The following is a 13268-nucleotide window of genomic DNA, read 5'->3' as shown; positions in this document are numbered from 1 at the left end:
TGCCTCAGTTGAGCAAGCGAGTTTATGTTTTAAGTTCATCTCGCCCTCTTAATTTGATAATCACTTGATTTATGACGATAATAAAACCCGGACTTTTAGGAACGAAGCTTTTTGTTTATTCCTCTTTGATTTTTCTTCTGGTTTCCTGTACGAAAGATGGTACCATTAGCTTGAGCAATACCAATGATAATATCGGCGCAGAAATCGTGGATAGCATTACCGTTCGCACGGCTACCTATCAGCTAGATCCGCTACCCTCCAACGGGCAGGGAGTCCTATTGGTCGGTCATATGAATGATGAAGTAATGGGTAATCTAACGGTCTCCAGTTATTTCCGAATCGGCAATTCGGCCATTAGTAATGTAACTTTACCTGATGACGCGGCTTTCGATTCATTGTCACTTGCCTTGCCGTATCAAGGTTATTATTATGGCGACACTACTTTAACCCAATCTTTTAATCTTCATCGGGTCACGGAAGAGATCGAACTCATTGACGAATCCAATGCTTGGGAGGAAGATGAAAAACCCGTATTTGCCAGCGGTTCTACGCTATTTACGAACAGTGCATTTAGCTACGATGCTATCCCTTTGGGATCTGTCAGCTTTAAACATCGGCCTAAGACTAAAACTTATTCCAAGTCGGATACGGTGTTTGTCAAAGCGAATCAATCATTTGGGGAAGATTTATGGGCAAAAATAAAAAGTGGCAGTAGTCAGGTTAGCAATTCCGAAGAATTTTTGGAATATATAAAGGGCTTTGTATTAGTGCCCACTAGTAAGACTTCTATGGTAACGGCTTTCGCCACCGATTCAATTTTAATGAAAGTCTATTATTCCTATACGCGGAATACAGATGGTAAAAAAGTGCAAGATAGCTTAAATATGAAAGTGGATGATGGCAGCTATCAATTCAATAGCATTAAGGTTGATCGCAGTCAAAGTCTTATCAGCGCATTAAAAGCCGACACCGAAGCTGAGCTGCCCGGCACTGAAACAAAACAGCAGGTTATGTTGCAAGGACTGACCGGTTTGGTTACCAAAATTCAGTTTCCTTATCTCTATGAATTTGTTAACCGGAATGACGTCATTATCAATAAAGCCGAGCTCACCATTGAAACGCCGCCCAATTCACATATACCTTACACACCTCCTCCTAGCTTAAATATGATGCTGGCTGACGAGCATGGTGTGCCCAAATCCTTACTAACCTCCAGTTATGAAACCACTACACAAGTTGCCTATTTGGCAAACGACTTAAGTGGTGGTGTTGGTAATTCAAAATACACCTTCAACTTAACCGAATATGTAAGTAATTATCGAGGGGCAATGGAAGACAAGAAAAGCTCCTTGTATTTAACGATACCTGTAAGTGATCTGCTTACGAAAGTTGACCGGCTATTGATTGGCAAAGGCGATGGTAATTCGCCGATTAAGCTTCGCATATTATATACTAAATACTAATAAAAAATGAAGACTAGATTTATTAAATTGACCATGATGTTTCTCGTGCTGATTACCGCTGCTGCATGTAGCAAGGATCAGGAAGATGATGACGATGAAGAATGGGTACGGGGTGTTGATTTTGACGGACTCCCTAGAAGTGGTGCAGCCAGTTTTATCATTAACGACGATGTTTATATTACAACAGGCTACGGAACCAGCAGTACTCGTTTCAATGATACTTGGGTTTATGATGTGGGAACGGCTACCTGGACGGATCGGGCCAGTTTTCCGGGAGAGGCCCGTAATAACGCCGTTGCCTTTGCCATTAATGGAAAAGGTTATGTGGGATTGGGTACGAATGGAACAAAAATGTTCAATGACTTTTATGAGTATGACCCTCAGCAGGACACCTGGACCCCCATCGCACCTTTTCCCGGTACAGCTCGATATGGCGCGGTAAGCTTTGTAGTCAATAATATCCCCTATGTTGGTTGCGGACAGGATGTTGATGCACAGGATTATAACGATTTCTATACGTATTCGCCGAGTAGCAACAGTTGGACGAAAGTAAACAGTGCGCCGGAAAAAAGAAGTTTTGCCTTCAGCTTTGTGATCAATAATGTCGCCTACCTCGGAGGTGGGACCAATAATAAAGCGTATGTTTCCAGCTTTTATGCCTTTGATGGACAAAACTGGATTGCAAAAGAACCGCTCAGCGGCAGAACGGACGACTATACATATGATTTGCGGCGAAACTTTCCGGCGGTTTTTGTCATCGGTAGCTACGGATTTATAACGGGAGGAACTAATAGCTCTATACTAAGTTCAACCTGGCGATATGATCCGTCGGTTGATTACTGGATTGAACATGACGATTTCACCATAGATGGTGCGTCTTCCCGGCAGCAGGCAGTCGGATTTTCATCGGGTGGTGTGGGGTATGTTGTCGGTGGAAGAAGCGGAAGTACACCATTTGATGATATATGGAAATTCACTCCCGATTTGGTGAAGCATCCGAATTAGTTAGAGTTGAGTGGTTGAATGGTTGAGTAGTTGAATAGTTCGGTGGTTGACTACCAGTACTATTTACCGTTATGACTACTTAACCACTCAACCCATATCTTACTCCAATTCTGCTGATTTTGCCCAAATATTGATGTCGCCGTCTTGTGCATAGCGGTCGATGGTACTCAGCTCTTCTTCCGTAAACGCTAAATTGTCAATAGCGCCTGCGCAATCAATCACTTGTTCCGGTTTACTGGCGCCAATTAAGGCTGACGTCACTTCATTTTTTCTCAACACCCAGGCAATAGCCATTTGAGCCAATGTTTGTCCGCGGGCGGCAGCAATGTCATTCAATGAGCGTATGTTAGCCAGATTACGTTCACTTAGGAAATCGGGATTTAAAGATTTATGCTGGTTGGCGCGACTATCCTTTGGAATATCCTTTAAGTATTTTGTTGTCAGCATCCCTTGTGCCAAAGGCGAAAATACGATGGAGCCCATTCCGGTGTCTTCTAACGCTTCCAATAAACCATCCTCCTCAATCCAGCGATTTAGCAGCGAATAACTTGGTTGGTGGATTAGACACGGCGTTCCCAATTCGCGCAATATAGCTGCAGCCTCTCGCGTCCTTTGGGCATTATAGGAAGAAATTCCAACGTACAGCGCCCTGCCGGAACGTACAATGTGATCAAGAGCCATCATTGTTTCCTCCAACGGCGTATTTGGATCGAAGCGGTGCGAATAAAAAATATCGACGTAGTCCAAACCCATACGTTTTAAACTCTGATCACAGCTTGCAATGAGGTACTTCCGACTACCCCATTCGCCGTAAGGACCTGGCCACATATCATAACCCGCCTTAGAAGATATGATCAGCTCGTCACGAAGACCGGCAAAATCTTCTTTCAGAATCCGTCCGAAAGCAAGTTCTGCACTTCCGGGAGGCGGTCCATAATTATTCGCCAGATCAAAATGCGTAATACCTAGATCAAAGGCGGTTTGGCAAATGGTTCTTTTTATGTTATGTGGCGTGTCATCGCCGAAGTTATGCCAAAGACCTAGCGAGATGGCGGGAAGCTTTAAGCCGCTGCGTCCACAGGTGTTGTACACCATCTGTTTGTATCGATCGGGATTTGGAGTCCAATTCATTTTCGTATATTTTATGCTTGTTATGGAAGGCTAATATATCATTTGTTTTATAGAAATGATGTCGTGAAATTGCTCATAATAAAATTAGCATAAAAATTACACGGCACGAGGCTTGTTTAGATCGAGTCGCGTCGCGAAGCCATCACTTGTTTCCTTTTTTCCTGCTCTTGCAGTATTCGTTCCAGATGCGGTTTAAATTCCTTGACCAGTTGCTCCTCTGTGATGTTAGTGGCTTTCGGATCTTGCAATAACTTAAACCAAGGTTTATCTCCTTCATAGTCGTACGACCCAAAAACAATAACAGGCGTTCCTTCTGCCAATACATGCTGGTCTTTCTCTACGACCCACTGTTCGGCCCAATCATAGAGCCACTTGGCATCATTTTCCAATAAACGTAAACAAGAATGCGAAGCAGGATAACCCGGCATGGTGTACTGATGCCAGCCAATTCCTTCCTTATTCCGGATATTAAAGTTCCATCGAAGGAGCCATTCGTCGTCCGCCGTACTTACATGCTCCTCCGCCTTCCAGTTGGTAAAAGAAAGTCCTGTTTTAGTAGGGTATTTCTTACTGCCCATGCTACTAGGACCCCAACGGATAAGCTGTCCGTTTTCATAAGCGGCAAAAGCCTGAATCGGATAAGAAAAAAACACCATTTTATCAACAGGCTTCAGCTCTTTTACCGTTAAGGGAAAAGGCGTATAGCTATTGATATCGGTTTGTACAGAATCAGGAATAAGCAAGGAATCGACATTATTAAAATTATTGAAATCAATACGGTTCAGTGCTAAAATAACGTGTTGTTGCTGTGCAGTGTACCGTTTTTTAAAACTTTTGAATGCGGTGTCATTATCCTTGATAACGAAAGTTTTATACCCTCCTGAATAAAGGTTAATTTTAGGTGTTTTACGTTCAGGTTTACCTATATCAGTTTGATCGTTTGTTTGTCTATTTTCGCTGCAGGCTATTAGTAGTCCCATAGAAAGGGTTACAAGTATCCAATGAACGTGTTTTGTCATACTCATTTTAATTTGTTTAATTAAGTAACAGCCATTTTGTGAAATTGTGTGAAGGTGTTGTTTATTTGAATAAAGGGTAAGGGAATGATGGGATCATATATATTTGGTTTGACGATTTAAAAAGAACCTTTTTTATTAACTTAAGTAACAAGCTACTATTCGATACTCAGTAAAAATTAGCTAAGTTTGAACTATGATTTCTGAAACTACCTATCTCGCTGCAAAAATGATTTCCGCGACATTGGAAAAGTATTTTGCTGAACAGGCTGAATATCAAATGGGAGCGTCGGAAAAGCGCTACCTTCCGAAGGCTAATATCATTGAAGCCGTCATTGATGCAGCGTTTTGGGCCAGCCTACGACGAGAAGAGGGGTATTCACCAAAAATTTCGATTGCGCTAATGGCTTCGGATAATGTCGTGCAGCCATTACGTTTTGCTAATCCGGTACGATTTACCCCCCATAATTTGGTGAAGCTCTCCCCTGCAGTTATTCAACCAAGCATTCATTTGGGCGTTTGGCATGAAGAAGACAATCTGTTTATTTGGGGAACCACTCATGATATTTCCGAATGGTGTTTGGTTTTGGAGGTCATAGAACCGGGACTTTTAGTGGTGAAACATAAAAGGCACGAAGGGTATGGAAAGTTTGTCAATATTGCCGTGCTAAAAGGTGATCAAATTAAAATGGTAGATGAGCGTAATTTAACCTTAAACGGTTATCCCGATTTGCTAGCCTCGCTATTAGGTATGCCGTTACCCGATGCTATTGACGATTCCGTCAATATTTTGGTGGAGTTGGCTGTTGCGATGCGCAGACATAATCGAGGTGGACTATTACTGGTGGTACCCACTCATCAAGATGAATGGAAAGAATCCATTGTACATCCCATCGGTTACTCCATTGATCCGGTGTATTGTGCCCTCGGTGAATTAATCTTAAAACAAGCGGAGGACGAATCGGGAGGTGTTTGGCGAGAGGATATTCTAAGAACGATTGATGTGATCGGTGGATTTACCGCGATAGACGGTGCCACCATTATTACTAAAAATTATGAATTATTGGCCTTCGGAGCGAAAGTAGCCCGAGCAGCGAGAAACGCGCCGGTTCCCAAAGTACTGATCACCGAGCCGGTGGCGGGGCAGGAAGCTGAGATTGTCGATCCGGTAAAGATCGGCGGTACGCGCCATTTGGCAGCTGCGCAATTTGTGCACGATCAAAAAGAGGCTATGGCCTTAGTAGCTTCGCAGGATGGACTTTTTACGGTTTTTGTTTGGTCCGAAACACTGCAAATGGTTCACGCGCATCGTATTGATACGTTGTTGCTGTAGTTAAGGAGATCAGGTGTGAGGTTTTAGGTGTGAGGTTTTAGGTGTAAGGTATAAGGTATAAGGTGTTAGACATACGTATCAGGTATCAAGTATCAAGACACCTGCCTACCGGCAGGCAGGTAAGTATCAGGACTTTCTATCCTATGTCTTGTGTCCTATGTCTAATTAAGCTATAAGCAACTCTACTTAACTATTCAACAACTCAACTATTTACAGACGGTAAGCTTGCACAGGCTCATCATCCTATTGGCTCATTATCACATCGGCTAATTACCCTACTTAACCATTTAACTATTCAACAACTCAACCTACCCCAAACTTGCTTTCAATTGTTCCAATAAATCGTTGGTACGCGTGGCCTTCACTTTCATCTTACGTACTTTTGGTCGTTTACCTTTTGCTCTTTCCTTGATAATCTTAAGCAGTTCGTCTGTGTATTCGTCTTTGTAAGCAGAAACATCGAAAGAGGTGCTATGCCTATTCACGAGCTCGAGAGCCATATCGATTTCCGCTTTCGTCAATTTTACATTTTGAGGGATGTTTAGTTCCTCGGGTGAGCGTATTTCTTGTTCAAAGCGAAGCTTATTAAGGATCAGCATATTTTCTTTTGCCCGAATCATACAGAGATTTTCGCCCGCACGCATAACAAAGGTCGCAAGCCCTACCATGCCTGCCTTCTCGAGTGCTTTTACCAATAGATGGTAAGCCTTTTGTCCACCCTTTTGCGGCTCAATGTAATAGGGAGTTTCAAAATACATGCTATCCACCTCTTTTTCCTTTACGAAGGATTGGATATTGATCATTTTATTTTTTTCAGGACTTGCCTCCTCGAAATCCGTATCTTCCAGTATGATATAATTGTCATTCAACATATAGCCTTTGACGATATTTTCCCAAGCTACTTCCTTTCCGGTGTTTTCATTTACCCGTTGATAGCGGACTCTGGAATGATCCTTTCTGTCCAACATGTCGAAGTCCAGTCGACTTTGTTCTGTAGCACTAAATAATTTAACCGGTATATTTACTAAACCAAAGCCGATAGCGCCTGTCCAAATTGCTCTCATATGCTAATTTATTACAATCTTATTACAGGAAAATAACAGTCGAGATTGTGTTAAGTTTGTTATTAATAATGCTTTTAAAATTGTTTGCAAAATCTTATATTCGGGCCAATATTTTTGGAGTATATCAAAAAAAACGCAATTATATTTCCATTTGGTTCAGTTTTTGTTTAATGCGTTTTGATTTTATGACAAAAATTTTTGTATAAAAGTATTAAGGAAGAATTATGTATTGGACATTAGAATTGGCTTCGCATCTAGAAGATGCACCATGGCCGGCAACAAAGGATGAATTAATTGATTATGCTATTCGTTCCGGTGCACCAGAAGGCGTATTGGAGAATCTGAATGAAATGGAAGATGATGGTGAGGCATACGAGAGTATCGAAGAAGTATGGCCTGATTATCCTACTAAAGACGATTTCCTTTTCAATGAAGATGAATACTAAGGTTTTATAGGGCGCCGAGATTTGTAATTTTGGATCGGCGCCTCTTATTTCAGGTCATTTTGTCAGGTATCGATCAAACTAACCCCTGGGCTAACATCGCATCTGCAATTTTTACAAAACCACCAATATTCGCTCCCTTTTCATAATTGACATAACCATCCTTTTCTTTACCGTATTTGACGCATATACTGTGTATATCATGCATAATTTGCTTTAGACGTTGATCTACTTCTTTACGAGTCCAGGCATAACGTAAGGAATTCTGAGACATTTCCAGTCCCGATACGGCCACACCTCCGGCGTTAGCCGCCTTGCCAGGGGCAAAATAAATATGTTCTTTATTAAAAACGGCGATGGCTGCTGGCGTACAAGGCATATTCGCCCCCTCGGCTACGCAAATACAGCCATTTTTTGCCAATTGTTTTGCATCCTGCTCATCCAATTCATTTTGCGTTGCATTAGGTAAAGCGATGTCACACTTTATACGCCAGGGTTTCTCATTCGGATAGTATTCGCACCCGAATTTTTCAGCGTATTCACTAATTCTTCCCCGCTCCTTGTTCTTTAGGTCCTTAATATAGGCTAAACCTTCCAAGTCAATACCTTTTTTATTGTAAATGAAACCATCCGAGTCCGATAAGGTTAGTACCTTTGCCCCTTCCTCAATACACTTTTCAGCGGCGAATTGCGCCACATTGCCCGAGCCGGAAATGACGACGGTTTTGCCCTTGATCTCCTGTTTCTGTTGTTTCAGAATCTCCTCTACAAAGTAAACCAAACCATAACCGGTAGCTTCCGGTCGAATTTGACTTCCGCCCCATTCAAAGCCTTTACCCGTAAGTACACCGGTAAACTCACCCTTAATGCGTTTATATTGACCAAAAAGATAACCGATCTCTCTTGAACCGACACCGATGTCGCCCGCAGGAATGTCAATATCGGCTCCGACATGCCGATAAAGTTCTGTCATGAAACTCTGACAAAATTTCATTACTTCATTATCTGATTTTCCTTTTGGATCGAAATCCGATCCCCCTTTTCCGCCTCCCATTGGCAAACCTGTGAGACTATTTTTAAAGACCTGTTCAAAAGCAAGAAATTTCAAAACACTTAAGTTAACTGAACCATGAAAGCGCAAACCACCCTTATAGGGGCCGATGGCACTATTCATTTGTACGCGAAAACCACGATTTATTTCCACTTCGCCCCGATCGTTTAACCAAGGAACCCGAAAGATAATGACGCGTTCCGGTTCGGCTATGCGCTCTAATATCTTAGCGTTTCGATATTTTGGATGTTTTTGCAAAAAGGGAATAATGGTTTCAGCGACTTCCTCAACTGCCTGTAAAAATTCAGCTTCCCCTGCATTTCGCTTTTTGATATCTTCAATAAACTGCTCTTTTGATAGATCCATATAAAAATTTGCGTTAATATAGTTTTAAATGATTGCAGCTGAAATGTAAGGAAATTTTGTCAAAAGCAAAGCAATCATTGAAATTATCGTCGTTTTCTCATCAAAAAGATGATTTTATAGTGAATATGTTAGTTTTTTGATTCCGGTCGAATTTAAAATACTAAAAATATTAGTATATATTTGTGATGTAAAATGAACGAGATGGAGCAAAATAAGCATATCATCCACATGGATCAGGACGCCTTTTTTGTATCTGTCGAGATGCGTAAAAACAGCAGCTTGACGGGAAAGCCTGTTATTATTGGTGGTACCTCTGATAGAGGAGTGGTTACTTCTTGCAGCTATGAAGCCCGTAAATTTGGGGTACACGCAGCCATGCCCTCCCGTATGGCAAAACAGCTTTGTCCACATGCTATCTTCATAAAGGGCAATATGGACGATTACACCAAAGCATCACAGGAGATTACGGCAATTTTGGCGGAGAAAGTCCCCTTGTTCGAAAAGGCGAGCATTGATGAACATTACATTGATTTAACGGGCATGGATCGCTTCTTTGGTTGCATGAAATACGCGCACGAATTGCGACAGTTGATTATAAAAGAAACGGGTTTACCGATATCTTTCGGCTTATCCATTAACAAAACGGTATCGAAGATGGCGACGAATGAATGCAAACCGAATGGAGAACAAGAAGTGCAATCTCGGGATATACGCTCTTTTATGGATCCCCTATCTATAAAAAAAATCCCGGGATTAGGATCCGCTACCTACATCAAGTTGAGTGAAATGGGAGTTCGTTATATTCGCAAGCTTATTGAGATTCCACCCGAGATGATGTTTAAAGCGATGGGACAAGCTGGCCTGACCCTTTGGCACCGGGCAAATGGCGTCGATCCCACACCGGTAGTACCTTATCGAGAGCAACAGTCAATCGGAACACAGCGTACTTTTGCAGCCGATAGTATGAACATCGAAGTGATTAAGGAACTTTTAGTAGCGATGGTGACCAGCATTGCCTACGAGCTTCGACAAAAACATAAGTTAACTGCTTGTATTACCGTTACCATCCGTTATGCCAATTTCGAAACGGTTACAAAGCAGGCAAAAATTGCGTATACCTCGTTGGATCATATATTGATATCGAAAGCTAAAGAACTTTTTGAAGCCGTATACAATCGCCGTATGTTACTTCGATTGATCGGCGTCAAATTATCCCATTTGGTAGGTGGGCACGAGCAGATTCAGCTTTATTCAGCCTCCGAAAAGCATTATAGTTTGTATCAGGTGATGGACAAGGTACGCAATCGGTACGGTGAAGAGGCTATCGGCTTAGCTTCTTCTTTACAGTTGGATTGGTAGTATGTATTTGAATGTTCATAGCTCTTACAGTTTGCGTTACGGTACAATTGATTTAGATGTACTTATTGAAGAGGCGCGTAAGCTCGGCATTTCTGAGATGGTCTTAACCGATATCAATAACTCTTCAGCGAGTATGGACTTTATCCTGAAGGCACGAGTTGCCGGAATACGTGCCTTGGTGGGAATAGAATTCAGAAAGGAGGATCGGTTACTGTACATAGGCATCGCCCGGAACAGGAAGGGTATGAAAGAGCTGAACGATTTTTTAACCTATCACCAGCTCTGCAATTTGGTATTGCCGGAGCGAGCGCCTGTATTCGAACAGGCCTATGTGATTTATCCCTTCAAGGCAGTGTCCCTTATGCTGGCGGAACACGAATATGTGGGTGTACGACCGCAAGATATTAACCAGCTTTTCCGATTGGATATGGCCCTTATTCAACGGAAACTAGTGGCGCTTTATTCGGTTACATTTCAGGATAAAAAACATTACCGGCTCCATCAGTATTTAAGAGCGATTGATCAGAATACATTATTGACTAAGGTGAACGAAATCGCCATTTGTCAAGAGACGGAGTCTTTACGCCCCTTAGAAGAGTTACAGCGATTATACAGCGGTTATGAATATCTTTTGGACAATGCCCATCAACTTTTAGCAAACTGCTCTACCGATGACTACCACTTTGGTCGATTAAACAAACAAACATTTACCGATAGCAAAGCCAATGATGCCATTTTGCTGGAGAAACTGACCTTAGCAGGTATGCATGATCGTTATGGCTCCGGAAATATGCAGGCAAAGCAAAAAATTGAAGCCGAGCTTGCAGTGGTTAAACAGATGGATTTCTGTGCCTACTTTCTCATCACCTGGGACGTTATTAATTATTCCAGAAGTCGTGGTTTTTATCACGTAGGACGCGGATCCGGGGCAAATAGCACGGTGGCTTATTGTTTAGGTATCACCGATGTTGACCCCATTGCCCTGGATCTATATTTTGAGCGCTTCTTAAATTCAAAACGAAGCAGTCCGCCCGATTTCGATATCGATTATAGCTGGCATCAACGGGAAGAAATACAAGCATATCTGTTAAAGCGTTACGGTATTGCTTATACCGGGCTGCTGGGCACCATCAGCACCTTCAAAGGACGCTCCGTCATACGGGAAATTGGTAAAGTACTTGGGTTGCCAAAGAGCGAAATCGATAGCTTTACCGATCCTACACAAGATGCAGTCAATCAAGACAACCCGACCTTCCGGAAAATCATGGCGGTTTACGAGCTAATGGATGGGATGCCAAATCAACGATCCATCCATGCCGGAGGGGTATTGGTAAGTGAAGAGCCGATCACCTTTTATACGGCTTTGGACTTGCCGCCTAAGGCCATGCCGACAGTACAATGGGACATGTATGCAGCCGAAGCCATCGGTTTAGATAAATTCGATATCTTGAGTCAACGCGGCATTGGCCATATCAAGGAAGCCGTTGAACTAATCCGACAAAACAAGGGGAAATCCGTTGATATTCACGCTGTCAAGTCTTTTCTGATCGATGAGCAGATCAATCGGCGTTTAGGCGCGAGCGATAGTATTGGCTGTTTTTATATTGAATCACCAGCGATGCGCCAGCTTTTACAAAAGCTCCAATGTCGGGATTACCTGACTTTAGTCGCTGCCAGCTCGATCATCAGGCCCGGCGTGGCCTCGTCCGGTATGATGCGAAACTATATTTATTATTTTCATCATCCGGATGAAGTAATCTATTTACACCCTGTTATGAAAGAACAGCTAAAAGAAACCTATGGCGTGATGGTGTACCAGGAAGACGTTATTAAGGTATGCTATCATTACGCCGGATTGGATTTAGCCGACGCCGATGTGCTCAGACGGGCGATGAGTGGTAAATATAGGAGTCGAGATGCCTTTCAAAAATTAGTAGATAAATTTTTTCTCAGTGCCAAGACTATCGGTCGAGACGAAGCAACCACCGAAGAAGTGTGGCGCCAAATTTCCAGCTTTGCCGGCTACAGTTTTTCCAAGGCCCATTCCGCTAGCTTCGCCATAGAGAGCTATCAAAGTTTATACCTTAAGACCTACTTTCCTCAGGAGTTCATGGTTGCGGTATTGAATAATTATGGGGGGTTCTATGCGCGCTGGTTATATGTGCACGAGCTAAAAAAAACCGGTGCAACCGTTCATTTGCCCTGTGTTAATAACAGCGAAGAAAAAGTGACCATTAACGGACGCGACGTTTATTTGGGCTTAATAGGTATACAGGGACTTAATGAAGATTTCATAAAATTGATTCCCTGCGAACGGGTAACAAACGGGCCTTTTCAAGATTTAACCGACTTTATTAGGCGAACCGATATTGGTTTAGAGCAACTTGCTATACTGATTAAAGTTGGCGCGTTACGTTTTACCGGGCGCACGAAAAAAGAGTTGCTATGGGATAGTCATTTATACATGGGCGGATCAGTCAAACCAAAAAGGGATAAGGAGTTGTTTGCCATTGTTAATAAGCAATACACAATGCCGGCACTTCCGGATGAACGTTTGGAAGATGCCTACCAAGAGCTTGATTTACTAGGCTATCCCTTGACACTTACGATGTTTGATATGCTTAAAACCAGCTATCGAGGCGACGTAATGGCAAAGGATTTGCTGACACATGTCGGCCAAACGGTCAAAATGGTCGGTTTATATGTGTGTGAAAAAACGGTACGCATGAAGAACCAAAAGAAAATGTGGTTTGGTACATTTTTAGATGTCCATGGAAACTTTTTCGATACCACCCATTTTCCAAGTCGTACGCCCATTTATCCTTTTAGAGGGCATGGTTGTTATCTCCTATTAGGTAAAGTGGTGGAAGACTTTGGCGTGCCAAGCATTGAGGTGGAGAAATTTGCCAAACTGCCCATTCAGGATAATCCTATTTTGGGGTGAAGTTGAGGGGGTAGTTAAGTTGTGGAGTGGTTAAGTTGTTGAGTAGTTGATTTGTTGAGTGGTTAAGACGTTGAATTTCTACCGACTATTTCA

General features: G+C 42.4%; 10 protein-coding genes. 6 read left to right on the top strand and 4 right to left on the bottom strand.

The window, feature by feature from the left end; translation table 11 throughout:
• The first annotated feature begins 71 nt into the window (after positions 1 to 71).
• Together M1D52_RS13930 and M1D52_RS13925 are read left to right on the top strand one after the other, a co-directional pair.
• Positions 72 to 1463, top strand: a complete 1392-nt coding sequence (locus tag M1D52_RS13930; RefSeq protein ID WP_013666678.1) for a DUF4270 domain-containing protein — start codon at positions 72 to 74, stop codon at positions 1461 to 1463.
• A gap of 6 nt (positions 1464 to 1469) precedes the next feature.
• Positions 1470 to 2468 carry a Kelch repeat-containing protein gene (locus M1D52_RS13925; protein WP_013666679.1) on the top strand — a complete coding sequence of 333 codons (999 nt, stop codon included), beginning with the start codon at positions 1470 to 1472 and terminating at the stop codon, positions 2466 to 2468.
• A 99-nt stretch (positions 2469 to 2567) separates the two neighbouring features.
• On the opposite strand, the gene mgrA is transcribed toward M1D52_RS13925, so the two are convergent.
• Both mgrA and M1D52_RS13915 read right to left on the bottom strand, forming a co-directional pair.
• Positions 2568 to 3599 carry an L-glyceraldehyde 3-phosphate reductase gene (mgrA, locus tag M1D52_RS13920; protein WP_437392825.1) on the bottom strand — a complete coding sequence of 344 codons (1032 nt, stop codon included), beginning with the start codon at positions 3597 to 3599 and terminating at the stop codon, positions 2568 to 2570.
• Positions 3600 to 3715: 116 nt separating this feature from the next.
• Complete coding sequence (locus M1D52_RS13915) at positions 3716 to 4624, bottom strand: L,D-transpeptidase (RefSeq protein WP_437360582.1); 909 nt, start codon at positions 4622 to 4624, stop codon at positions 3716 to 3718.
• A gap of 187 nt (positions 4625 to 4811) precedes the next feature.
• Here M1D52_RS13915 and M1D52_RS13910 point away from each other — a divergent pair, with 187 nt between their 5' ends.
• On the top strand, positions 4812 to 5948 hold the full coding sequence (locus tag M1D52_RS13910) for a putative sensor domain DACNV-containing protein (protein WP_437360584.1): 1137 nt from the start codon (positions 4812 to 4814) through the stop codon (positions 5946 to 5948).
• A 308-nt stretch (positions 5949 to 6256) separates the two neighbouring features.
• On the opposite strand, the gene ku is transcribed toward M1D52_RS13910, so the two are convergent.
• Positions 6257 to 7012 (bottom strand): non-homologous end joining protein Ku, encoded by a 756-nt coding sequence (gene ku / locus M1D52_RS13905; RefSeq protein WP_013666683.1) that lies wholly within the window; start codon positions 7010 to 7012, stop codon positions 6257 to 6259.
• A gap of 224 nt (positions 7013 to 7236) precedes the next feature.
• Between ku and M1D52_RS13900 the strand changes: the two genes are divergently transcribed.
• The gene (locus M1D52_RS13900) at positions 7237 to 7458 is read left to right on the top strand and encodes a DUF2795 domain-containing protein (RefSeq protein ID WP_013666684.1); all 222 of its coding nucleotides are present in this window, start codon (positions 7237 to 7239) and stop codon (positions 7456 to 7458) included.
• Positions 7459 to 7531: 73 nt separating this feature from the next.
• On the opposite strand, the gene gdhA is transcribed toward M1D52_RS13900, so the two are convergent.
• A complete protein-coding gene (gene gdhA / locus M1D52_RS13895) occupies positions 7532 to 8872 on the bottom strand; it encodes an NADP-specific glutamate dehydrogenase (RefSeq protein WP_377609013.1) in 1341 nt (446 codons plus the stop codon).
• Between the two features lie 201 nt (positions 8873 to 9073).
• On the opposite strand from gdhA, the gene dinB reads away from it, so the two are divergent.
• Positions 9074 to 10231 (top strand): DNA polymerase IV, encoded by a 1158-nt coding sequence (gene dinB / locus M1D52_RS13890; RefSeq protein WP_130857741.1) that lies wholly within the window; start codon positions 9074 to 9076, stop codon positions 10229 to 10231.
• Between the two features lies 1 nt (position 10232).
• Complete coding sequence (gene dnaE, locus M1D52_RS13885; RefSeq protein ID WP_437360587.1) at positions 10233 to 13175, top strand: DNA polymerase III subunit alpha; 2943 nt, start codon at positions 10233 to 10235, stop codon at positions 13173 to 13175.
• Positions 13176 to 13268: the final 93 nt, after the last annotated feature.

The organism is Olivibacter sp. SA151 (genome assembly GCF_054130995.1).
Note: the sequence above shows the minus strand (reverse complement) of the source record. Positions and strands in the feature narration are given on the sequence as shown.